General features: G+C 49.3%; 22 protein-coding genes. 18 read left to right on the top strand and 4 right to left on the bottom strand.

Annotated elements, in window-relative coordinates; all coding sequences use genetic code 11:
- Positions 1-46 precede the first annotated feature (46 nt).
- Positions 47-457: a hypothetical protein gene (locus HMPREF9453_RS12260; protein ID WP_002334817.1), complete on the top strand. Its 411-nt coding sequence runs from the start codon at positions 47-49 to the stop codon at positions 455-457.
- Here HMPREF9453_RS12260 and HMPREF9453_RS04470 read toward each other — a convergent pair.
- The 3 genes from HMPREF9453_RS04470 to HMPREF9453_RS04460 all read right to left on the bottom strand — a co-directional run bounded on the left by HMPREF9453_RS04470 (position 406) and on the right by HMPREF9453_RS04460 (position 2825).
- The gene (locus HMPREF9453_RS04470) at positions 406-1272 is read right to left on the bottom strand and encodes an aminoglycoside 6-adenylyltransferase AadE (protein WP_001255868.1); all 867 of its coding nucleotides are present in this window, start codon (positions 1270-1272) and stop codon (positions 406-408) included. The two genes, HMPREF9453_RS12260 and HMPREF9453_RS04470, sit on opposite strands and share 52 nt — an antisense overlap.
- 175 nt (positions 1273-1447) lie before the next feature.
- On the bottom strand, positions 1448-1993 hold the full coding sequence (locus HMPREF9453_RS04465; protein WP_001071501.1) for a P-loop nucleotide/nucleoside kinase family protein: 546 nt from the start codon (positions 1991-1993) through the stop codon (positions 1448-1450).
- A 28-nt stretch (positions 1994-2021) separates the two neighbouring features.
- Entirely contained in the window at positions 2022-2825 is an 804-nt protein-coding gene (locus tag HMPREF9453_RS04460; RefSeq protein WP_002334816.1) for a helix-turn-helix domain-containing protein, read from the bottom strand.
- 338 nt (positions 2826-3163) lie between these two features.
- On the opposite strand from HMPREF9453_RS04460, the gene HMPREF9453_RS04455 reads away from it, so the two are divergent.
- The 6 genes from HMPREF9453_RS04455 (at position 3164) to HMPREF9453_RS04430 (ending at position 8017) form a co-directional block, all read left to right on the top strand.
- Positions 3164-3577 carry a cysteine-rich VLP domain-containing protein gene (locus HMPREF9453_RS04455; RefSeq protein WP_002588751.1) on the top strand — a complete coding sequence of 138 codons (414 nt, stop codon included), beginning with the start codon at positions 3164-3166 and terminating at the stop codon, positions 3575-3577.
- 111 nt (positions 3578-3688) lie between these two features.
- A complete protein-coding gene (locus HMPREF9453_RS04450) occupies positions 3689-4084 on the top strand; it encodes a replication initiator protein A (protein ID WP_002588752.1) in 396 nt (131 codons plus the stop codon).
- A 183-nt stretch (positions 4085-4267) separates the two neighbouring features.
- Entirely contained in the window at positions 4268-5212 is a 945-nt protein-coding gene (gene mobV / locus HMPREF9453_RS04445; RefSeq protein ID WP_002334814.1) for a MobV family relaxase, read from the top strand.
- Positions 5213-5284: 72 nt separating this feature from the next.
- On the top strand, positions 5285-5479 hold the full coding sequence (locus tag HMPREF9453_RS04440) for a hypothetical protein (protein ID WP_002334813.1): 195 nt from the start codon (positions 5285-5287) through the stop codon (positions 5477-5479).
- Positions 5480-5623: 144 nt separating this feature from the next.
- Positions 5624-7201, top strand: a complete 1578-nt coding sequence (locus HMPREF9453_RS04435; RefSeq protein WP_154410947.1) for a recombinase family protein — start codon at positions 5624-5626, stop codon at positions 7199-7201.
- 180 nt (positions 7202-7381) lie between these two features.
- Positions 7382-8017, top strand: coding sequence for a superoxide dismutase (locus HMPREF9453_RS04430; RefSeq protein ID WP_040379582.1), 636 nt, complete (start codon positions 7382-7384; stop codon positions 8015-8017).
- Positions 8018-8250: 233 nt separating this feature from the next.
- Here HMPREF9453_RS04430 and HMPREF9453_RS04425 read toward each other — a convergent pair whose 3' ends face one another.
- Positions 8251-9846 carry a Ppx/GppA phosphatase family protein gene (locus tag HMPREF9453_RS04425; protein ID WP_008859376.1) on the bottom strand — a complete coding sequence of 532 codons (1596 nt, stop codon included), beginning with the start codon at positions 9844-9846 and terminating at the stop codon, positions 8251-8253.
- 326 nt (positions 9847-10172) lie between these two features.
- Here HMPREF9453_RS04425 and HMPREF9453_RS04420 point away from each other — a divergent pair, with 326 nt between their 5' ends.
- The 11 genes from HMPREF9453_RS04420 (at position 10173) to HMPREF9453_RS04370 (ending at position 24199) form a co-directional block, all read left to right on the top strand.
- The gene (locus tag HMPREF9453_RS04420) at positions 10173-11726 is read left to right on the top strand and encodes a Ppx/GppA phosphatase family protein (RefSeq protein WP_008859375.1); all 1554 of its coding nucleotides are present in this window, start codon (positions 10173-10175) and stop codon (positions 11724-11726) included.
- A 2-nt stretch (positions 11727-11728) separates the two neighbouring features.
- Positions 11729-13900, top strand: coding sequence for a polyphosphate kinase 1 (ppk1, locus tag HMPREF9453_RS04415; protein WP_008859374.1), 2172 nt, complete (start codon positions 11729-11731; stop codon positions 13898-13900).
- Positions 13901-14515: 615 nt separating this feature from the next.
- Entirely contained in the window at positions 14516-15490 is a 975-nt protein-coding gene (locus HMPREF9453_RS04410) for a G5 and 3D domain-containing protein (RefSeq protein WP_008859373.1), read from the top strand.
- A 154-nt stretch (positions 15491-15644) separates the two neighbouring features.
- Positions 15645-16079, top strand: a complete 435-nt coding sequence (gene lspA / locus HMPREF9453_RS04405; RefSeq protein WP_008859372.1) for a signal peptidase II — start codon at positions 15645-15647, stop codon at positions 16077-16079.
- Complete coding sequence (locus HMPREF9453_RS04400) at positions 16076-17002, top strand: RluA family pseudouridine synthase (RefSeq protein WP_008859371.1); 927 nt, start codon at positions 16076-16078, stop codon at positions 17000-17002. Before lspA ends, HMPREF9453_RS04400 begins: the two co-directional genes overlap by 4 nt.
- On the top strand, positions 17002-17967 hold the full coding sequence (locus tag HMPREF9453_RS04395) for a P1 family peptidase (RefSeq protein WP_008859370.1): 966 nt from the start codon (positions 17002-17004) through the stop codon (positions 17965-17967). Before HMPREF9453_RS04400 ends, HMPREF9453_RS04395 begins: the two co-directional genes overlap by 1 nt.
- Before the next feature lie 260 nt (positions 17968-18227).
- Positions 18228-20081 carry an acyltransferase family protein gene (locus HMPREF9453_RS04390; RefSeq protein ID WP_008859369.1) on the top strand — a complete coding sequence of 618 codons (1854 nt, stop codon included), beginning with the start codon at positions 18228-18230 and terminating at the stop codon, positions 20079-20081.
- 343 nt (positions 20082-20424) lie between these two features.
- Entirely contained in the window at positions 20425-21801 is a 1377-nt protein-coding gene (glmU, locus tag HMPREF9453_RS04385; protein ID WP_008859368.1) for a bifunctional UDP-N-acetylglucosamine diphosphorylase/glucosamine-1-phosphate N-acetyltransferase GlmU, read from the top strand.
- 152 nt (positions 21802-21953) lie between these two features.
- Positions 21954-22907: a ribose-phosphate diphosphokinase gene (locus HMPREF9453_RS04380; RefSeq protein ID WP_008859367.1), complete on the top strand. Its 954-nt coding sequence runs from the start codon at positions 21954-21956 to the stop codon at positions 22905-22907.
- Positions 22907-23479, top strand: a complete 573-nt coding sequence (gene pth / locus HMPREF9453_RS04375; protein ID WP_008859366.1) for an aminoacyl-tRNA hydrolase — start codon at positions 22907-22909, stop codon at positions 23477-23479. Before HMPREF9453_RS04380 ends, pth begins: the two co-directional genes overlap by 1 nt.
- 51 nt (positions 23480-23530) lie before the next feature.
- The gene (locus HMPREF9453_RS04370; protein WP_008859365.1) at positions 23531-24199 is read left to right on the top strand and encodes a dTMP kinase; all 669 of its coding nucleotides are present in this window, start codon (positions 23531-23533) and stop codon (positions 24197-24199) included.
- The last annotated feature ends 194 nt before the right edge of the window (positions 24200-24393 follow it).

The raw sequence follows: 24393 nt of genomic DNA, 5'->3' as shown, positions 1-24393 counted from the left end.
GGCGTTGCCGTGAAAATGCCGTTGCCGCCGGGGAGGGCAAGGGCATTTGAAGCGGCAGGAAAACAGGGCTGTGCTTGCGTGGCGTGGAGCCGCAAGCGCAGGTCTGGACTCATCAGCAGACAGGGCGTATATGAAAGCCCCAGTTCCTCGTCCTACGCTCCAACTTGTGGACAAAGTGTCCCGAAGTTGTGGCCACACTCCCGGAAAAGTAGCAGGACAACGGGCAACCGTCAAGGCTGAAATGAACGGGTTTACACCCGGCCTTGACCTCCGCCCGCTGTCCCGCTGGATGGGTGGACAAGGCGGCCAATCCCTCAAAGTGCTTGGCCGCTCTCTTTCTGATTTTGAGGTATTCAGTTTTTCAAAATTGAATAATCAAAATAAATTTTTTCGATTGAAAAAATTTTATTTGTTATCATCTTCAATGCCATATTTTTTCTTTTGCCGAATCACATAATTACTGATTTTTTCATCATATAGTGGATACTGGTAATCCAACTGGCATGCCACTTCTGACGAAACCTCCCGGAACAATGCCATACATTGTTCAAAGGATTCCCACATATGGGGATAGGAATCCATATTATAAGTGGACATAAGTCGTTCCCACAATTCCTCTGGGACATATTGCTTCATAAATTTATAGTTTTTTCCCAAACTGAAATGAAATCCCTGTTTGATACCAATCAGCCAGGAAATCATGCGAAGCAATTCTTTTCGTACTATATCATTCATATGGTCAATAGCAAAAAGAATTTCTTTGCGGCATAAGCCCTTTACTACATATGTTGTAGTATTCCAAAATTCATTACAGCAATCGTCAAACATTCTTTGAGTAGGCTTCTGCAAGTGGTAGTCTATATCCGTTGGTATTGGCGGCTTTACGATACGGTTGTCTTTATCCAACAGTAACTTTACCAGTTTATCCCATGTAAAATACTCGTCTATCAGTTCCAGCGGCAGCAAAGTTAAATCTATCTTAACATCATCAGTAAACAGCATTAAATATGAAAATCCCTTTTCTACAGCTGGAAATAATTCCATATCTTCCGGCTTTTGCAGAATCAACCTTTCACCAAATATATCTAGCCATTTATCATCACTTGTGAAGCTGTCCATATCCGTAACAAAAAAAGTAATATCAAAATCCTGAAAATCATCAGGCGGAATATTTGTATTTGTTCTAGATCCTTCCAAAGTAACCATGCGAATGCGTTTGTCTGTTTTTGCAAAATTCAAAACAATATCATAAACTTCCTTTTCTGATCTCATTTTTATCTCCTCCAATTATTGAAATAGGTGTGAAGCCATTTTAGGGCTTTCCCGCCTTGATTACCCTTTAGCAAAGACGGGCGGGACTGTCAACGGCGGCGCATGAAATGCGCCGTTCATCTTGACCGTTGACTGGCTCGGCTGGCTTTGCTATCTTCCTGACAAATGGGAATGTCTAAGATAGTAAAGACGTCCCACATGCAACTCTTTCTTTTATTGCGGAAACCGTATCTTTAATTGTGAATGTAGTTGTGTCTATGACATTTGATTCATATACTCCCAAACCGGAAAATTGCTCCCACATTGTTTCCACTAATTCAATATTTGTTTTTCTATCTAATTTTGAGCGTTCCACAGCTCGCTTCATAGTTTCTTTTTTACTCGCTCTTAATACAATATAGTGTACCTCGTAATCTTCTTGGGCAAGAGCTTTCCATGGCTCCAAAAACCATGGCCCGACAATCCCATCTACAATTACATCATATCCGCCACGAGCATATCGCTTTGCAGCTTCTAAAAAGGCTTCAATGACAACCAGATTTTGCTCGTTGGATTCTGGCAAATGTGGTGGTATTGCGCCTTTGCTTAAGTAATGAAAAAAGTCATCGGTGTGCATATGCACTGATTTATCCATATCTGATTCCTTTGCGACAATTGACGCAGTTGTTGTTTTTCCTGTCCCCGGTGAGCCTGTAATCACAATAATTCTTCCTTGATTCATCTGTATTTTCCCTCACAATTCAAATTTATCACTTTGTTCCTGCCTGCTCAATCATCTTCTTCGCAAACTGCTGGAACATTTCAACAGTTTCTTTATCCATCGGTGTAAGCTGTCCGATCTGTCCAGCTATCATCGCCGTTACATCGTCAATGGAAAGTGGTTTTTGTTTCTGTTCCGCCAGTGCGTCCCGCATGGCTTGGAACATAGCGGCGGTCACAGCTTCTCCCGGCTGTTCCCCGTTGTCAATGTCTTTCTTAATGTCCCGCAGGATAGCCAGGAACACATTTTTGATTTTTTCAATCTCCGCTTCATGTTCCCCTATCTTTTGGGCGTTCAAAAGCTGTAAATCCTGCTTCGCTTCTGCCCGGTGTTCCGGGTGTTCTTTCATCAGGTCGGACAGGGAAGCCGTTGCCATCTCGATAAGCTGGTTTCTTGCTGTTATGCCCTTTGCCGCCGTATCCTGAAAATAAATCCGTATCAAATCTATCAGCTTAGGAAAATTCCTGTGTTCCAACAGGCGGTTGAGGATTTGCACATCAACAGCACCCGTCACAAGCCCCCTCACGGCTCCCTCGGACAAGCCTAATTCAGAAATATCGTAGCTTTTACGAACGCTCACGGTAGACAAGCCCAGTATGTAGTCTGTCGATACCTTAAATTCCTTTGCCACACCTATGAGAATATCACTGCTGACCGTTCTTGTTTCGCCGCTGACAATGCGGCTCAACTGGGAAGCGGAAACGCCTATCTTCTCCGCAAGTTCCTTTTGTGTGATGTGGTTCCCGTTGCATAAATCGGAAATCCGCTGTCCGGGCGTTCCGGGTAAAGCCATAGATACGCACCTCCTCCGCATACTTCCATTATACAGAATGATTGCAAAAATGCAATTTCCAAAGTGTAAACTTCATCAAAATGCAATTCTCGCAATATTCCGGGAATTGCATTTTTTTCGTGTAGACTTAGGGTAGTTCATCGATGGACGGCACCTTGAAAACAGAATGACCGTCCGAAAAGGAATACCCCGGCTGGGGAAGCACCGCAAGGAGTCGGACTTCGGGACAAAATGTCCCGAAGTTGCGAGGAGCGTGCCAACGCCGGAACACGCCGCAGGAATGGGGCAGGAAACCTTTTCGGGGAGAACGGCAACGGAAAGCAAAATGGAGGGAACGCATGAGAGATAACCCCTATAAAGACTTGCCGCCGCTGGAACGCAGGCCGGACGGTTCCCTTTACCGCATGACCCCGGCGCAGAGAAAACAGGCGGCCAGCCTGATACGCCGGGAGTGCTGTTGCTGTGAGGACGGCAACTGCATTGTCCTTGACGATGGGGACACCTGCACCTGTCCGCAGACGATTTCTTTCTCGGTCTGCTGTAAGTGGTTCCGCTGGGCGGTCTTGCCGCTGGACGGGACGCTGGAAGCGGAGATTTTCCGGGATAAGGACTTGAAACGCTGTGAGGTCTGCGGCGGTGTGTTCGTCCCCAAATCCAACCGGGCAAAATACTGCCCCGGCTGTGCCGCCAGAGTTCACAGGCGGCAGAAAACAGAAAGTGAACGGAAAAGGAGGTCTGCTGTGGACAGTTAGGAGCGAAAAAAGCCTTGATTTATCAGGCTTCGCAAGCCCCAAACCGGGGCTGGTGGTATAAAGTATCGCCCGCCCCGGAAAACGGGCTTCTAACCGTCCACAAAACGCACTATGACAAATACCATCTATATCCATCAGCCGGAAAAGGCGTTCAGCTTCACCCGGCTCCCGAATTTCCTCTTTGAAGCCCCCACATTCAAGCCCTTGTCCAACGAGGCAAAGGTTCTGTACGCCTTTATCCTGCGCCGGACAGAGTTATCCCGCAAGAATGGGTGGGCGGATGATTGCGGACGGATTTATCTGTACTATCCCATCTGCGAGGTGGTTGACCTGCTCCACTGTGGGCGGCAGAAAGCGGTAAACACCCTGCGGGAACTGCAATACGCCGGGCTGGTGGAGATCCAGAAGCAGGGCTGTGGAAAACCCAACCGCATTTTCCCAAAATCCTATGAAGCGGTTCCAAACACCGACTTCAAGAAATCCGGTTCTGGTACGCCGGAGGGCTGAAAACCGTACTTATGAAGTGAGGAAATCACTCCCCGGAAGTACGAAAACCGGACGGTATATAGAAATACAAAGATTAAAAAGATTTATTTATATTCTATCCATTCCAATCCTATCCGAGCTAATTTCTGCGGGATTTTCCCTGTGGAAAACCCCGGATAGGAAAGGAATGGGGAAAGGAGCAGAATGGCACAACACGCAATTTTGCGGTTTGAGAAGCACAAGGGCAACCCGGCAAGGCCGCTGGAAGCCCATCACGAAAGACAGAAAGAACAATACGCCAGCAACCCCGACATTGACACAAGCCGGAGCAAGTACAACTTTCATATCGTCAAGCCAGAGGGCAGGTACTATCATTTCATTCAAAACCGCATTGAACAGGCCGGGTGCCGAACCCGCAAGGACAGCACACGGTTTGTCGATACGCTGGTAACTGCCAGCCCGGAGTTTTTCAAGGGGAAATCCCCAAAGGAGATACAGGCGTTTTTCCAGAGGGCGGCGGACTTCCTCATTGGCCGGGTAGGACGGGAAAATATCGTGTCGGCGGTGGTACACATGGACGAGAAAACGCCCCACCTGCATTTGACCTTTGTTCCGCTGACAAAGGACAACCGCCTGTGTGCAAAGGAGATTATCGGCAACCGGGCAAACCTGACGAAGTGGCAGGACGATTTTCACGCCTATATGGTGGAGAAATATCCTGACTTGGAGCGTGGGGAGAGCGCCAGCAGGACAGGCCGGAAGCATATCCCCACCCGGCTTTTCAAACAGGCGGTTTCCCTCTCCCGGCAGGCAAGAGCCATTGAAGCCACACTGGACGGCATTAACCCGCTGAACGCCGGAAAGAAAAAAGAGGAAGCCCTCTCCATGCTGAAAAAGTGGTTCCCGCAGATGGAGAATTTCTCCGGGCAGTTGAAAAAGTACAAGGTCACAATCAATGACCTGCTGGCGGAGAATGAGAAGTTGGAAGCAAGGGCAAAGGCCAGCGAAAAAGGAAAGATGAAAGATACGATGGAACGGGCAAAGCTGAAAAGCGAACTGGACAATTTACAGCGGCTGGTTGACCGTATCCCGCCGGATATACTGGCGGAACTGAAACGTCAGCAGCGGCACACGGTAAAGGAAAGGTGATAGATATAAGCAGAAATTTTCGCCGCCTCTGTGCGGCATTGTACCTTGAAAACTGAATATGGAGGACACTGGATGGCAAAAAGTGAAAGCGATATTTTTACACCCCGAACAGGGCAGGTTATACAAGCAGAGAACGGCACGCAGTATTTTGTATGTGGGAACAACCGTATAAAAATCTCCGAACACTTCGCCGCAGGCGGGAAGCCCCTCGGTGATCTGATTGTAGATGTGGTGCGGCATACCGCAGAAAAAGCCGCTTCAACCTGATAGCCCATCATTGATAACACGCCCACGCTTATGATATAATTGCCATAGAGCAAAAGTATTGTAAGCGTGGGTTGTTTCTTTAGAAGGAGGATTTTTACGGTGAAACAACCTTACAATACTACGATTTACAACACGGCGCTTTATATGAGATTGAGCCGGGACGATGAACTGCAAGGAGAAAGCGGGAGTATTCAGACACAACGCATGATGCTCCGGCAATATGCCGCCGAGCATGGCCTGAATGTCATAGATGAATATATCGACGATGGATGGTCTGGAACGAACTTTGACAGGCCGGATTTTCAGAGAATGATTGATGACATTGAGGACGGGAAAATCAACTGCGTTGTTACGAAGGATTTATCCCGCTTAGGCAGAAACTACATTCTGACCGGCCAGTACACGGAAATCTACTTTCCCAGCAAAGGCGTCCGCTATATCGCTGTCAATGACAATGTGGACACCATCAACGGAGAGAATGAGCTTGCCCCATTCCTCAACATTCTGAATGAAATGCACGCCCGCCAGACCAGCAAAAAGGTAAAGGCGGCCATGCGGACACGGTTCGCAAATGGCGCACACTATGGAGCCTATGCTCCGCTTGGCTATGTCAAAGACCCAGATAAGAAAGGCCATCTTCTGATTGACCCGGAAACAAGGTGGATTATCGAAAAGATTTTTGACCTTGCCGTTCATGGCCGGGGAGCCGCCAGCATTACACGGATTTTGGTCGAAGAAAAAGTACCTACTCCCGGCTGGCTGAATTTCCAGAGATACGGCACTTTCGCAAATATCTATGCCGGAGCGCCGGAGGAAAAAGCCTATGCGTGGACGATAGCGCAGGTGAAAAGTATTCTGAAAGAGGAAACCTATATCGGACACAGCGTCCACAATAAGCAGACCAACATTTCATTCAAAAACAAGAAGAAAGTACGCAAGCCAAAAGAGGAATGGTATCGTGTGGAGAACACCCACGAAGCGATTATTTCCGAAGATGTGTTCCGTCAAGTACAGGAGCAGATTTGCAACAGGCGCAGACGGCAGAAGAACGGCACAACACAGATATTTTCCGGGCTGGTAAAATGTGCGGACTGCGGCTGGTCGCTGGCCTATGGTATGAACAGCCAGAACAAAAATCCCTATGCCCACTACCATTGTAGCAAGTACGGGCAAGGATTGCACCAGTGTTCCATGCACTATATCCGCTATGATGTGCTTTACGCCTATGTCCTTTCCCGTCTGCAATACTGGTCTGTGCTGGCACAGCAGGATGGGGACAAACTTCTGAAACGGCTACTTAACGCCAGCGACAAGGAACGCAATACTGCAAGGAAGCGGCAGACAGCCGAACTGAAAAAGGCGGAAAAGCGCAAAGCAGAAGTAGACACCCTGTTTGCAAAAATGTATGAGGACTGGTCTGCCGGACGCATTACAGAATACAATTTCAATATGCTGTCCGAAAAGTATCAGGGCGAACAGCGAGAATTGGACGTAAAAATTGAACGGCTTCACGAAGCGATGGAGACCGCCGCCCAGACAGCGGTTGACGCTGAAAAGTGGATAGGTCTGATGAAACAGTATGTCAATCCCACAGAATTGACGGCTGAACTTCTGAATACGCTGATTGAAAAAATCCTTGTCCATGAAGCGGTCAAAAGTGAGGACGGAAGCCGGGAACAGGAAGTGGAAATCTTCTACCGCTTTATCGGCAAAATCGAATGACACATCTTGAGATACCCAACAATATCTTTAACTAAGGGAAACGGGCAGGGGCTTTTTAAAAGCATATCGAAAAGCACTTGACCGTTTCAAAAATATTCGATATAATATTGACAGAATGAATCGATAAATATCGTTAATCAGTTTATCTTATATATTTCCTATATTTCCAACAAAGGAGAAATGACCATGTTTAAATTACCGGAATTACCGTATGCTTACAATGCCCTTGAACCTGTGATGGATGAAGCAACCCTTCATTTCCACCATGACAAACATCATGCCACCTATACGGCCAATCTGAACAAGGCTCTGGAATTTCATCCGGAGCTGGCAGATAAGTCTATCCGCTATCTGATCGCCCATCTTAACCTTCTTCCCGAAGATATCCGGGGCGCTGTCAGAAATAATGGCGGCGGCTATTTCAACCACGCCCTTTTCTGGGATATGATGGCACCGGAGGGCAGCACTTCCTTTGCGGGCCCGGTGGCTGAAAAGATCAAGGAAGACTTCGGTTCCTTTGAAGAATTCAAAAAGAAATTCTCTTCTGCCGCCGTTTCTCAGTTCGGAAGCGGTTGGGCATGGCTGGTTTACAGCGACGGCCATCTGGAAGTCCTTTCCACGGCCAACCAGGACAATCCGTTGACGGAAGGAAAGAAACCGCTGCTGGCGCTGGATGTGTGGGAACATGCCTACTATCTGCAGTACCAGAATCGCAGACCGGATTTTGTGGAAAACTTCTTCCGCATTATCAACTGGGACTATGTCAACAAGCTGTATGAAGATGCAGTGAGTGCAAAGAAGTGCGGTGCTAAATAATTTTATAAAACCATAGTAAAGGGGCTGTGAAGAAATAATGAAAATTTTTTCACAGCCCCCTTTTTGTGTTTTATTTTTGTCAATAACAGTAAGCAGTTTGTTCCATTGTCATCTGGAACAGAGATACTTGTCGGAAGCAGCACAAAGGGTTTTGAGCACTATGGTTACTCTGAACCGAGAAATCTCCCACCACAATTGGGCCTCCTCTTAAACTCGGGCCGACAGGCGGCTTCTTACTCATTGGGCTTAAAGTCCAGTTTCACTGCTTCTTCAGCCAGTTCATTCCTGCTGCTGCTTCCCGGGAACCACTGGATGCGCAGTGGGCGGCGGAAAGTTTTGGCGAAGTCCTTGATCAGGTGCTGCACCGCATGGGCAGGGACGTCGAAGTTATCCCGGCTGGTGTAGATACGAAGGTCCAGGGCTTCCCGGGAGGCGGTGCAGACAAGACGGGTGATGCACTGCTCGTGGCTTTCGTCCAGACCTTCCGCCAGGGAGAGAAAGAGGGCCATCATGCGGACTTCTTTCATCTGCAGGTCCGAGAGGATACGGACGTGGCTGTTGGATTTCAGGAATTTGCTGGAATAACCGTGATGGAAGGCGCAGATAAGGGCGCACATGATCTGCTCTCTATGGGACCAGCCGAAAATGTGGGCGTTAGCGGTGATGTAGGCACTGTGCCTGGCATGGCTGTAGTAATTGACAATGGTGCCGGTGTCATGGAGAAGGCCGGCAGCATAGAGAAGGTTTCTCATGCGATCGTTTAAACGATGCATTTTTTTCCACTGGTCAAACATGGAAAGGGCCATGGCTGTCACGTAGGCTGTGTGGAAATCATATTCCAGGGGAAGGGTATAGAGATAGTTCTTCACGGAGGAAATGAGCATGTTCTGCTTCCAGCTGCCTTCCCTGTCGTAAATGGGATCATAGTAGTGGAAGAAAAGGCCTTCCCGGAGGCCACAGCCGGAAATGGTGAGGTAGGAGGATTTCGCTTTTCGCACGATTTCCTGTACCATCAGGGCGCCGGCAATGATGATGTCTGCCCGTTCTTCGGACAGTCCGGAAATTTTCTGCCTTTCCTCATAGGTCTTGCCGCAGATGGATTTCACCAGGGCGAAAAGGTCTTCTACCGGAAGATTGTAGTTATGGAGCTTGGGCAGGGGATAGGAGGAGGCCCGCTGGTGTACCTTGGCCAGGTTGCGGACCGTACCGCCTACGCCGATGACTTCCATGGGCTCTTTGGGGAACCAGGGAATCTCAGCCAGCTTTTTCTGGATGAAATTTTTGATTTCATTGATCATGTCATAGGGCACGGACCCGGAGGAATGAAACATTTCTGTCAGTGTCACGGCGCCCAGGGGAATACTGATGGAGTGAACCCGTTTCTTGTTTTTGACCAGGGAAATTTCTACGCTGGCGCCGCCCAGATCAAAGAGGAGGAAATCCTTTCGGTCAATGGTATGGGCTACGCCGGAAAATCCCAGGGCCGCTTCGGCTTTTCCGCTGATAATGGTCATGGGAATGCCGGTATTGAGACGGACCCGTTTCAGGAAGGAAGCGCCGTTCACTGCATTTCTGACGGCGGCGGTGGCTACAGCCAGCACTTTTTTTACTTTCTGCACGGCCATGATATGGGCGTACACGGTAAGGCATTGCAGTGCCCGCTGCTGGGCCTCTTCCGTGAGCTGCCGGGAATCGAGGGTCATGCCTTCCGCCAGGCGGATGGATTTCTTTTCCTGATAGACCAGTTTGTAAGAACCGTGGGCTCCAATCTGCATGATAACAAAGCGGATGGAGTTGGAGCCTAAATCAATAATAGCTATACGTTCCATGGTTTCTCCTTTAGAGGCAGTCTGACCGGAAACGGGAGGACACTGCCTTTGATGATTCTATTTTACAACAGATGGGAGGGAGGCGGTAGAAGAGAGTCATTAGAAATTGGAAATCCCAGGCTGCCCCCTCTGACAGATATGACCGGTCCTTTCTCTTCTGCTCCTTTTTCCCTTAAGATATGCTACAATAATGATATAATAAGAAATACTCATCATTCAGAAAGAAAGGTTTCACAGCGTTTTACAGAGGCTTTACTTTCCCGGTGTACAATCATACAGGAATATGGGAATTTCCCATGCATTACTCATAGAAACGGGGGCTCGCTATGTCGGATCAAAAGCCGCTCATTTATGGAATCATTCATATCGGTTCATCCAATGTATCCATGCGCATTGTGCAGTACAACAGCGTAAAGGATATCCGGGTCATTGAATCGGTGCGCAAGGATACTACGTTCGGCGAAGAGGTATTTAACCAGAAGCGCCTTTCTTTCCCCTCCATTAAGAAACTGTGCCGTATGCTGGAGGGATTGAAGCAGCTTCTCATGGATTACCAGGTCAAGGTGTATGCCGTGTATGCCACGGCGGTGCTCAGAGAAGCGGAAAACTGCCGCTCCATTATTGACCTGGTGCGGGTGAATACGGGCTTCAATGTGCAGGTGGTAGATATGCCGCAGGAAATTTATTTCAAGCATTTCGGCCTGCAGTACCAGTTCAAGGAATACAACAAGGCTATCGGCGGACGCATGGGAAATAATTTCCTCTTTGTGGATATCACCTCCGGCTGCATCGGCCTCACCGTGTGGGAGAAGGGGGCTCTGTGCTACCAGCATAATGTGCACATCGGTACCCTGCGCCTGCTGGAAACCTTCAAGCTGAACCAGCGGGATTCCATGGATTTTCCCCAGGCTCTGGGAGAATATATCCATGCCATTATGGAGCCGCTGTGGGTGACGGTTCGGAACTATGATATTGATACGGTCATTCTATCCGGCCGGGAGGCACGGATCGTGGGCCGCCTCATGGGCTATGAAATTGAAAAGGAAATCACCGAGGTCAGGAAGGATGTGATTATCCGCTTCCATGAGGAAGCAGGCAGTCTTTCCACGTCCATGCTGCGGCAGAAGTATCATATTGAAGAATCTCTGGCATCGGTGGTATCGCCTACCATTCATATCTATAAGGAAATCCTGGATAATGTGCCCGTGAAGAATGTGGTGATGATGGGCATGACCTTCGTAGAGGCGGCAAGCCTTTTCTACGGCGCCCAGAAAACAAAGGATCCCGCCCTTCTGTATATGCGGGCCCAGAATCTGGAACTGACCCGCTCCATTGCGGCTTCCTATTATTATGAACCGGATCATGCCAGAGCCATGGAGCGGTACAGCTATCATATTATCCGCGCTTTTGACCGGTACAACGGCCTTAATGAAAGAGACGAATTCCTGCTCCGCATGGCCATTATTCTGTACCAGATCGGGAAATACGTAAACCTTTTGGGCTCTTCCATCCAGGCCTGGAGCATGGTGAAGGGTACCGATATTTTCGGTATTTCCGACAAGGAAAAGGACATTGTGGCCTGCATTGTGTACTATGACCACAAAGGCATGCCCAGCGATGATGATGAGCCTTTCCGCATCCTCTCTGATGAATCGAAGATGACGGCGCTGAAGCTTATCGCCATTTTCCGTCTGGTGCGGGCCATGGATATGTCCAGAAAGCAGAAGCTGAAGGATGTGTCCGCCAGAATCGTGAAGGACTGCCTGCTCATTGAATATGAAAGCGATGAGAATACAGCCCTGGAAACATGGCTCTTTGATAAGGAAAAAGAATTTTTTGAAAATATATTCGGCATGGAAGCCAAACTTGAGCGGAGGTAATTATGGACGTGGATGTAAAGAATCATCGGTATTATCTGAATCGAGAACTGTCCTGGCTCCAGTTCAACAGAAGGGTTCTCCAGGAAGCGGTGGACCCCAACAATCCCCTTCTGGAAAAATTGAAATTTCTGGCTATTACCAGCTCCAATCTGGATGAATTTTTCATGATTCGCGTGGCAGGCCTGAAGCATCAGAAGGAAAACGGCGTGAAGCGGAGAGATATTGCCAACATGACGCCGGAAGAGCAGCTGGAAGCCATCTCCGATACCTGCCAGCGCCTGGTGGCAAGGCAGTACCGGTATCTGAAAATGATACTGAAGGAACTGGAAACAGAGGGCCTGTATTTCATCCGTCCCGAAGATGCATCGCCGCGGCAGATGAAATGGCTGGATGATTATTTTGAAAGAGAAATCTTCCCGGTAGTAACTCCTATGGCGGTGGATTCCTCCCATCCCTTCCCTTTCCTGGCCTCCAAGAGTCTGAACATTGCCCTGCTGCTGGAACGGAATGAGCGGGACATGACTCTGGATGAAGAAAACGATATTGACGTGAAGACGGCCATTGTGCCGGTGCCTTCGGTGCTGCCCCGGATTGTGCGGCTGCCGGACAATCCGGAGAATCCCTCCCGCCATGATTTCATGTTCCTGGAACAGGTGCTGTGCCACTTTGCAGCCCGCCTGTTTATCGGCTTTGACCTGCTGGAAGCCCGCCCTTTCCGTATTACCAGGGATGCGGATCTGAACCTGGATGAGGAAGATGCTCAGGATTTGGTGGTGGAAGTGGAAAAGCAGCTGAAAAAGAGACAGCGCGGGGAAGCAGTGCGACTGGAATATGAACGGGGCACCAGCCGTTTCATGCGCCGATTCATGACCTCGGAAATGAATCTGGGGTCCGAAGATATGTATGAAATCGACGGCCCTCTGGATGTGACCGCTTTCTTCTCCTTCTGCGGTATCAAGGGCTATGATAACCTTCGCTACCCCGAGGCCCATCCTCACCGCCCCTGGTCCATGATTCAGCTCAGTAAGGACGGCAGGAAGAATATTTTTGATATGATCAGGGAAAAGGACCTTCTGGTCCATCTGCCCTATGAGTCCTTCGACGATTCCGTGGTCAACTTCGTGGCTTCCGCTGCCTCGGATCCCAATGTGCTGGCTATTAAGCAGACCCTTTACCGCGTTTCCTCTTCCAGCCCCATTATTCAGGCTCTGGAGAAAGCTGCGCAGAACGGGAAACAGGTGACGGTGCTCATGGAAGTGAAGGCCCGGTTTGACGAAGCCAACAACATCCTCATGGCAAGGCGTCTGGAAAAAGCAGGGGCCCACGTCATTTACGGCCTGGTAGGGTTGAAGACCCATTCCAAGTGTACCCTGGTGATTCGCAGGGAAAAGGATGGCATCCGCCGCTATGTCCATGTGGCTACAGGCAACTATAATGCTTCCACCGCCAAACTGTATACGGACCTCGGCATTTTCACCTGCAACGACCGCTTCGGCAGTGATGCCTCCGCCTTCTTCAACCTCCTTTCCGGCTACTCTGATCCGCCGATTTGGGACTCTTTTATCGTGGCCCCCATTAACCTGCGCCAGCGGTGCATGGAGCTCATTGACCGGGAAATCCATTTTGCCCTGCAGGGAGAACCGGCCCATATGATTGCCAAGATGAATTCCCTTCTGGATAAGGAAATCATAGCCAAACTCTATGAAGCGTCCCGGGCCGGTGTGAAAATCGAACTTATCGTCCGGGGCATCTGCGTCATTATCCCCGGCATTCCGGGAGTGAGCGACAACATTACTGTGAGAAGTCTGGTTGGCCGCTTCCTGGAACACAGCCGCGTCTTTTGGTTCGCCAACGGCGGCAGGGAAGAGCTCTATATCGGCAGTGCCGACTGGATGCCGAGAAATCTAAATGACCGGGTGGAATTGATGATTCCGGTGAAGGATCCTGATATCTGCAGAAGGCTGAAAAACATGATTGATCTGGAACTGGCTGACAACCAGAAAGCCCACATTATGCAGTCCGACGGCAGCTGGCGGAAATTTATCGCCCCGGAAAACAAGGTGGCCGCCCAGGCTAGGTTCCAGAAGCTGGCGGAACAGAGGGACCGGGAGGATGAAATGACCCTGGCCCAGAAAATGGAACCTTATGTGCCGGTATTCGGTAAACATGAATAAAGAGGAAAAAGCCCCGAAATTCGGGGCTTTTTTTCATAGAATGATAGATTAATCGGAATGATTTTCAATAGAAAAAAGAAAGAGCATGAAAGAAATGAAGTCCTTCTCTTTTCCACTTTTGCCTTGAAATATTAATGATTTTGGGAGAATCTTATAAAAAACAGGGATTTTTATGCTATGGAGTCCCACTAAAGGCAAATATATAAGCGAACACAGGTTTCATAAAGCCCTTGACATGGGACAAAAAAGGGCCACCTCCAAGAAATAGAGCGCGTTCCTAATAGTTTACAATCAGAGGCCCGGGAAACGTTCAGATAGGGCGGAAATTCGAAAAGAACGGCCTATTCCGAACTCATCATATACTAATTTTTCATTAATGTCCATTACTGGGGGACAAAATTGACAATCAGCCATATTGGAAATATACGATAAAAACAGGATAAAATAGATATTTTATGACTGCAGATATGATTTTATTGCACGAAATAAATAGGATGAATAAATGGAAAATACACGATAAATACTGAATAAAATCTGATTTTATAATATGTAAACTCAATGAAATTTGACAAAAAGTCTACCTATGGTAGAATGACAGCCATAGGAGAGAAACATATGAAACATTCAACCTTTGAAAAAGCAGCAAAAGCAGCACTGTGCTCCCTTCTTCTTCTGTCCATGGCAGCCCAGACGGACCTTACCATGGCTTTCGGCTTCGGCACGGCCGATGAAGATAAAGTGGTCACAGTGTATGATGGCAAAACCAAAAAGGTGGTTACCACCAGGTCAAACAGCTTCAAAAAAGTGCTGAGCGAATCAGAAGTCACTCTGAATGCCTATGACAAATTCTGGACCAGCAGCAGCGATGTGAAAAATGGCGCTGTGGTGGTAGTGGAAAGAGCGGTGCCGGTCACCATTGTATCCGATGGCAGAGCCAAAACCCTGTATACCACCCAGCAGACCGTGCAGGGCGTGGTGAACGAAGCGGGATTTGACTGGAAGAAAATGATGCCCATCGAAGATGGTATGATGAAGGTCACCCAGGGCATGCAGATCCATGTGGTGCCTTATACTTCCCGGGTGGTGAACCGGACGGAATCCATTCCTGTTCATTATCAGAAGTGGTATGATGCCAGCCTGCAGCCGGGACAGCTGGAAGTGGTGCAGGAAGGCACCCCGGGCCGCAGGGAAGTGGAAATGGAAGAATACGTTTCTGACGGCAAGGTCATCAAGGCAGAAGCAGGAGATGTAAAAGTGATTGCCCACGGAACCCCGGGCATTGCCAAGAGCGGCGATGTAGAAGGCACCCAGGGCTATGTACGCAGCATGAATGCCAGCGCCTATCATCCCACTGATGGCGATGGCTTCGGTATCACTGCTACCGGCACCAGGGCAGGTCATGGTACGGTAGCTGTAGATCCCAGAGTCATTCCCCTGGGCTCCACCGTTTATATTCCAAACTACGGCGAAGCAGTGGCAGCCGATACAGGGGGAGCCATTATCGGCGACCGTATCGACCTGTGCATGGAAACCTTCGAAGAATGCTACAATTTTGGAAGACAGAATGTGGAAGTTTTTGTAAATTATTAATAAAAACATATGAAACCGCAGAGCCCAGAGCTCTGCGGTTTTTGTATTTTCGAGAAAGTCAAGTGCCATCAGGCATCCCTTTCGGTACAGTCTATCTATAAACCTCGTATAATCTCTGATTCCCATATGATATAATACAAGCCAGGAGGATTTTATGACGACCGTACTGATTGCTATTTTCGTAACTGTTTTCGACCAGCTGGTGAAATGGATTGTAGTCAGCCACATGGAGCTGGGTGAAACGATTCCGCTCATACGGAATGTATTTCATTTGACCTATATCCTGAACCCCGGCGCTGCCTTCGGCCTTCTGCCCCATCAGGACTGGTTTTTCCTGGCCATTGTGGCCGTTCTTTTCGTTGCTTTTTTCGTGATGAGGAAAAGAATCCCGGAAAAGCCTTTCTATTTTCCCGCGGCGGTAGGCATGCTTCTTGGCGGCGCTTTAGGAAACGGTATTGACCGCGTCCGTCTGGGGGCGGTGGTAGATTTTTTTGATTTCCGCATCTGGCCTATTTTTAATGTGGCCGATATTTTCATCTGCCTTGGCGTAGGTCTTATTGCTTTTTACTTTTGGAGACACAGTGAATGAACCAGATAACCTGTCATATTACGGAAAAAGAAGAGGGAACCCGGCTGGACAAGGTGCTGCAGGATGCCTCGGGGCTGACCCGGTCGGAGGTGCAGAACCAGATGAAGGAGGGAAGGGCTCTCCTTTCCTCCGGCAAAATGCTTCGGCCCAATTACCATGTGAAAGCGGGAGATGAAATTTCCTTTTCCTGGGAAGAAAAGAAGGAGCTCACGCTGGTGCCCCAGGACCTGCCCCTTCAAATTCTCTATGAGGATGAGGATATGATTGTGATTAACAAGGCCCGGGGTATGGTGGTGCATCCGGGCTTTGGAAATCCTGACGGTACGCTGGCCAATGGGCTCCTGTATCACTGCGGACCTTCCCTCCTTACTGCCTGTGAGGATCCCATCCGCCCGGGCATTGTGCACCGGCTGGACAAAGACACGTCCGGCGTTATGGTGGCGGCTAAATCGGCAAGGGCATTTCCTGTACTGAAGGAAGAAATCAGGGCCCATGAAGCCCAGCGCCATTATCTGGCCCTGGTTCACGGGCAGATGGAAGGAAATACAGGGGTCATCCGCCTGCCTCTGGGGCGGAGCGTGAAGGACCGTATGAAATGGGACGTGCAGCCTAAAACAGGAAAGCCTGCAGTCACTCATTACAGAGTGGAGGAGTTTATGCCGGGCTATTCGTTCCTGGAACTGAAGCTGGAAACGGGCCGTACCCACCAGATTCGCGTGCACATGGCCTACATCGGCCATCCTGTGGTGAATGATCCTCTCTATGGGTGGAAGAAAGATCATTTTCCCATCGAAGGACAGGCTCTTCACTCCTGGACACTGGACCTCACGCATCCGGTCACCGGAAAGCCCATGCATTTTGAAGCACCGGTGCCGGAAGATTTGAAGCGATGCCTTTCTATGGCCAGAAAAGGGGAAGTATAATGGAATACAGAAAAACTCATGTGCCGGGCTTTACTATCGGTACGGCGGAAGACAGGGAAGGCCTCACCGGTGTGACGGTCATTCTGGCGCCTAAAGATGGCGCTTCGGCGGGCGTCGATGTGAGAGGCTGCGCACCGGGCACCAGGGAAACTGATTTATTGAGTCCGGAAAAGACGGTGCAGAAAATCCATGCTGTCGTTCTTTCCGGCGGTTCTGCCTTCGGATTGGAGGCAGACAGCGGCGTTATGAATTACCTGGCAAAGCAGGGAGCAGGATTTCCGGTAGGTGATATTACAGTGCCCATTGTCTGCGGCGCCGTACTTTTTGATTTGTCCATAGGCAGCAGCCATGCCCATCCGGATATACAAATGGGCTATCTGGCAGCGTCTAAAGCCTCTGATACATTTCCTGTGGGCTGCTATGGCGCCGGTACCGGTGCGTCCGTAGGAAAGCTCAGGGGATTTGCCCATGCCATGAAAAGCGGCGCCGGTTATGCGGAATTCGGACTTCCCGGCGGTCTCTATGTAGGCGCCTACATGGCAGTTAATGCCTGCGGCGAAATCTATGAAGGAGATCACATTCTGGCCGGTGCACTGTCCGATGATGACAGCCATTTTATTTCTTCCCATGAACTGATGATGAAAGGCTTTCAAAGGCACATGGGCACTAATACATCCATCGGCTGTGTGATGACCAATGCCAGGCTTACCAAGGCGGAATGCAAAGCAGTATCCGGCATGGCTCATGATGGCTATGCCAGAGCCATCCGTCCGGTCCATACCACTATGGACGGAGATACGGTATTCACCATGGCCTCCGGCGAAGTGGAAGCGCCGGTGGACACGGTGGGCTATCTGGCAGAAGAAGCAATCCGCCTGGCCATTCTGGATGCCGTAAGGAGTGCGGAATCCATGGGCGGTAGGCCGGCCTTTTCGGACAGGCTGAAGAAGTTATCAGAAAAGTAAGACCCCTTCTGATGAAAGAACTCTTTGTATCATTAAAAAATCCCTTTTTCCCCATCGAAAAAAAGGGATTTTTTGATGGAAAAAGGGGAGGAAATGATATAAAATATAGGACACTTGCAGAAAATCACAGGCGCTTTTCTTGAGAAATCTCAGGAGCGCCCACGGCATCCAAATCTTCAACAAGGCAGATCCGGCGAAGGGATTCCTGCTTTTTCAAATAACCTGTCATTTCCGGAACATGCCGGATAGAAAGAAGTCAAATGAAAAACGAATATGCAGCAGTGAAAGACATTGCTTCTGATACAGAAAACAGCTGTTCTTGCAAGGACGGCAAGGAAAACCGTATTTCAGGACTTGATGGCCTTCGAACCCTGGCTATCACGGGGGTTACCCTGTTTCATATGTTTCCCCAGACGATTCGGGGCGGCTGGCTGGGGGTATCCCTTTTTTTCGTGCTGACCGGCTGTCTTTTGGCCTATACGAGCGAAAAGAGCAGAATCAGCCATTCCTTTTCGCTCCGGTCTTATATATGGAAAAGAATTAAACGGATATACCCCTCTCTCCTGATTATGATTTTACTGACGGTAGGGATATATTCCGTCCTGGCGCCGGATGTGATTAAAGCCATCCGGATGGAAGTGGTATCGGTGGTGCTGGGATACAATAACTGGTGGCAGATTAGCGAAAATGCTGATTATTTTACCAGAATGGCCAATCAGTCTCCTTTTACCCACCTCTGGTTTTTGGGAATCGAACTGCAGTACTACCTGCTGTGGCCTCTTCTTTTTGGTCTCTATATAGCCGTTTCCAGAGTGCTGAGTCCCCGGGCCGGCACATTTCTCTTTCTGGCAGGTGGTGTGGCAGCCATGGGAATCATGCCTTTTGATTTTGGGGAAGGCATGAATATGACAAGACTTTATTACGGTACCGATACCCGAATTTATGCCCTTCTTCTTGGCGGGGCTCTGGGATTTTATCTGGCTCGCCGCATTCCTTCCCAAGAAATGGGAACTTTCCGGAAAAGCGGAGTCTCTTTGCTCTACCTCTTTGCCCTCCTTTTCACAGGCGCCGGTTATGTGCTGCTGGACGGCCAGTTTCCCCAGGTTTATCAGTGGGCTATGGGGGCTTATACACTGGTATTTCTGCTGCTTCTTCTCTGGACAGCGGACAGCAGGCTTCCTTTTGGACAGCTCATGGATAATCCTCTTTTCCGCTGGATTGGCAAATACAGCTATGGCATTTTTCTGTGGCAGTACCCGGTTATTTTCCTTTTCCGCTATATGAAATGGGAAGGAACCATGCCTTATGCCATGGAAGCGCTGGAGCTTCTGCTCATCCTTCTTCTCTCGGTGTGGACGGAGCTTCTTTCAGGGCTTCTTTCCGTCCCTTCCCGGCTCTTTCTTCACCCGAGAAAAATGGCGATTCAGGCGGCAGCCATCCTTCTGATTTCCCTGCCCGCCTTTCCCTTCATGGCCTACGGGTGCCGGGGCATCTGGAATTCCGCCGATAGCCGGGCTGCGGATATGGCTGAAATGAAGGAACAGTTTGCAGAAAATGAAAAGATGCTGGAAGCCCAGCAGACTGAAGCTATTCCCATTCCTGAGGAGAAGGGGGCTGAGAGCCGGCCTGCTCTGGATCATGTGGCCTGCATCGGGGATTCTGTCATGCTTGGCTCTGCCATGGCACTGAGAGATGTGCTCCCGGACTGCTACATTGATGCCAAGGTATCTCGTTATGTGGGCGCTGGTCTTGACGTGGCCCGTCAGATGAACCAGATGGGAGTCCTCGGAAATACGGTGGTGGTTTCTCTTGGTACCAATGGTCCTCTGGATGGTCAGTACGAAGAGGAAACCCGGGGCCTTTTGGACTATCTGGGCCCTGACCGCCATATTTTCTGGGTCACTGTCCACTGTCCCGCCACCAGCTGGCAGGACAGCAACAATGCCTATTTGAGACAGATAGCCCGGGCATATCCTAATGTCACACTGGTAGACTGGCAGGGGGAAGTGACCAAGCATCCTGAATGGCTGGGAGGGGACAATATCCATCCCAATAACGAAGGCACCGCAGCCTATGCAGCCCTGATCCATGATGCTATAGCATCAAAGATGTAGGGAACCGCCTTTCTCATTTCTGTGGGGAAAAGGACAGAGTTTCCTGCGAGCCGAAAGCAGCTCCCTTGTGGGGCTGCTTTTTTGTTTCACAGGCGGGAAAGGAGAGGCAAAAAATTTCTGCCTGGCGTGAGGAAGATGGTATCCTTATAAACAGGAAACTGGTGGCGAAAGTTTCATAATTCTTTTTGAAACAGATGGGTGAACAGAATGGGCCAGGACTCTCTCTATTTTACCTTGCCATGATCATTCTCATTTGCTAAAATAAAAGCTACGGGTTTTACTTATATTTGACAATGATATCCGTGTATATATAGTTTTCAGGTCGTTTGCAGCAGGAGGAACAATGGCAGATTTAACAGCCCTGATTCTGGCTGCCGGACAGGGGACTCGCATGAAGTCCGCTTTACCGAAGGTTCTGCACCGCGTGTGCGGTGTGCCTATGGTGGAGCAGGTAATCCGGGTGGTACGGCAGGCCGGTTTTGCAAAGTGTGTGGTAATTACAGGATTTAAGGAAGAGCTGGTGAGGAAGGATCTTTCAGGACAGCATGTGGATTTTGTCCACCAGGCAGAGCAGCTTGGCACAGGCCATGCGGTGATGCAGGGGGCTCCTCTCCTGACGGACCGGGAGGGTTATGTGCTTGTCATCTGCGGCGATACCCCTCTTCTTCGGAGTGAAACGATTGCATCCCTGGCAGAGACCTGCCGGAAGGAAAATGCATCTGCTGCCGTACTGACAGCCATTCTGACTGATCCTTTCGGCTACGGTCGTGTTCTTCGGGATGAGAAAGGCCAGATGACTTCCATTGTGGAGCAGAAGGACGGCACGCCAGAGCAGCTGGCAGTCCATGAAATCAATACTGGCACCTATGTATTCAAAGCAGGCCCTTTGCTGGATGCTTTGAAGAAAATAGATAACAAAAATGCTCAGGGCGAATATTACCTGACCGATGTGTTTGAAATTATGATTCGTGAAGGGCAGAAGGTCATTCCTGTGGCAGCAGAGGATGCTGACGAAACCATGGGTGTTAATTCCAGAGTCCAGCTGGCAGCTGCAGACCGGGTGCTCCGTCTTAGAAAGGCAGAAGAGCTGATGGCCCGGGGCGTCAGCATTATCAATCCGGAAAACACCTACGTGGAACAGGATGTGGAAGTGGGACAGGATACCATTTTGTATCCCGGTACCATTCTCCAGGGAAAGACAGTGATTGGTAAAGACTGCATTATCGGCCCTGATACTCAGCTCACCGATGTGACTGTGGGGGAAGGCACCCATCTCAACCGGGTCTATGCCCATGAATGCACTATCGGGAATTTTGATGAAATCGGACCTTTCGTCCATCTCCGCCCGAACACGGTGCTCCATGACCATATTAAAATCGGTAATTTCGTAGAAGTGAAGAATTCCACAGTAGATGACGGCACTAAACTGCCTCACCTCATTTACTGCGGTGATTCGGATTTAGGCAGGAATGTGAATTTCGGCTGCGGTACTGTTACCGTCAATTTCGATGGAAAGACAAAGCACCGCTGCCGGGTGGATGACCATGCCTTTATCGGCTGCAATACGAACCTGGTAGCACCGGTACATATCGGTGAAAGGGCCTTCACTGCCGCCGGTTCCACCATTACTAAAGATGTGCCAGCCAAGGCGCTGTCCGTGGCAAGGGCCCGTCAGACGAATATTGAAGATTGGGTGAAGGAAGACACCTATAAGGATTGATTTCCTTTTATAAAATCTTATTTTTCACTGTTATTTTACCGGTAAACTGGTATATAATAAAAGCATAGGATAGTGGATGATGGGATTCTATCCACAGACCATGGAAAAACTTTTTACACTTTCACATTGAAAGGAAAGGGAGAGGCAGCAAAATGGACATGGAAGACACTTCTAAACTGAAGATTTTTACAGGAACCGCACACCCGGCACTGGCAAAGGAAATTTCTGACTACATCGGAGTGCCGCTGGGAAAGGCTATCTGCGGACGTTTCAACAATGGTGAAATTCAGGTCATGATTAATGAAAGTGTCCGCGGCAAGGACTGCTTCATCATTCAGCCTACCGGAGCACCGGTCAATGATAACCTCATGGAAATGCTCATCATGGTGGATGCCCTGAAGAGAGCTTCTGCCCGTCACATCACTGTGGTGGTGCCTTATTACGGCTATGCCCGTCAGGATAGAAAAACCAGAGGCCGTGAACCAATCAGCGCCAAGCTGGTGGCAGACCTCATGTCCACCGCCGGTGTGACCAGAGTGGTGACCATGGACCTCCACGCAGGCCAGATTCAGGGTTTCTTCGACGTACCAGTAGATCATCTCATGTCTGCATCCCTTCTGGCAGACTATGTGAAATCCAAGAACCTGGATAACCTGACCATCGTTTCCCCGGACTTGGGCGGTGTAACCCGTGCCCGCGAACTGGCTGACAGAGTAGGTGCACCGATTGCCATCATTGAAAAGCGCCGTCCGGAACCGGGTGTTGCCAAAGTGATGAACATCATCGGTGATGTGAAAGACAGAAACTGCTTCGTTGTGGATGATATCGTAGATACTGCCGGCTCCCTCTGCGAAGGTGCCAAAGCGCTTGCTGAATATGGTGCCAGAGATGTGTATGCTGCCGTATGCCATCCTGTACTTACTGACCCGGCTACAGAGAGAATCAGAAATTCCAACATTAAGGAACTGATTGTGACTAATTCCCTTCCTATTCCGAAAGAAAAAATCCAGGACAAACTCACCGTTCTTTCCATCGCTCCGCTCCTGGGCGAAGCCATCCTCCGTATTTTCCACGATGCTTCCGTAAGCCAGCTCTTCGATAAATAATGAAAATTATTGCAGGACTTGGAAATCCGGGGAAAGAGTATGAGCATACCCGCCACAACATGGGCTTCGATGTAATCGACGAACTGGCCCGTCGCTGGCATGTGACTCTCTGGAAGGAGGACATGAAGGCGGAAATCGGTCAGACCCTGGTAAACGGGGAAAAGGTGCTCCTGGTAAAGCCCCTGACCTATATGAATAATAGCGGCGAAGCGGTAGGGGCCATTGCCCGCTACTACAAGGTGGATTTGGATGATATTTATATTATCTGCGATGATCTGGACCTGCCGCCGGGAAAGACAAGAATCCGTAAAAAAGGAGCTTCCGGCGGACACAACGGGATTAAATCCCTCATCGCCCATCTGGGAAGTGAAAATTTCAACCGTTTCCGCATCGGTGTAGGCCATCCTCAAGACGGTCATACAGTGGTGGAGCATGTGTTAAGCCGTCCCTACGGAGAAGATATCCAGAAAATTGAAGACGCAAAGATTCATACAGCAGACTCCATTGAATCCGCCCTGAAGGACGGAGTGGACCATGCTATGAATGTGTTCAATCCCAAAAGAAAAGGATAATAGACAGAGGCAGTTTCTCCGGAAACTGCCTCTTTTATGGAAGGAGAAAGAATGAAAGGAACCCTCATCGTACTGGAAGGAATTGATGGCAGTGGTAAAGAAACCCAGTCTGCCCTTCTGGAGAAGAAACTGAGGCAGGAAAAAAGGGAAGTCATGCATGTATCCTTTCCTGACTATGACAGCCCCTCGTCATCTCTGGTGAAAATGTATCTGAAAGGAGACTTTGGCAGGGACCCTTCTGATGTCAATCCCTATGCAGCCTCCCTTTTTTATGCGGTAGACCGCTTCGCTTCCTATCGCATGAAATGGAAGAGCTTCTACGAAAAGGGCGGCATCATCATTGCCGATCGCTACACTACCAGCAACATGGTGCATCAGATGACCAAGTATGAAGATGTAGAGAAAAGGGAAGAATTCCTCTCCTGGCTGGAAAAAACGGAATATGAGGAACTGGAGCTGCCAAGGCCCGATCTGGTCATTCTTCTTGATATTCCTCTTTCGGTGTCCGAAGGTCTTGTTAAAAAAAGAGCCCTTCAGGGAGGATCCATGGATATCCACGAGCAGCATCTGGACTATCTGAAGAAATGCTGCGGCGCTTATCAGGAGCTGGTGGACCGGTATGGCTGGAAACGGATTTCCTGTACAAGAGATGGAAAACTCCGAAGCATCGAGGCTATTGGTATAGACGTGGCGCAGGCAGCAGCGGCAGTGATGAAATAGTCCATAGGCGGAAGGCGGGCGGGATTTTAAAAGAAGCAGTCTCTTATGCTTTGACATATAGGGCGGGCTTATGCTTGGAAGACTTACCCTGTCGCGGCTCTTAGTGTAAAATTTTACTCGGTAGGGGAATTTTTCCAGAAACAATAAAAGAGGAAAGCCTCCCCTTGAGTGGAAATGTTATAATTTCCGTGGCA

This window comes from Dialister succinatiphilus YIT 11850, assembly GCF_000242435.1.
Lineage (GTDB): Bacteria > Bacillota > Negativicutes > Veillonellales > Dialisteraceae > Dialister > Dialister succinatiphilus.
Note: the sequence above shows the minus strand (reverse complement) of the source record. Positions and strands in the feature narration are given on the sequence as shown.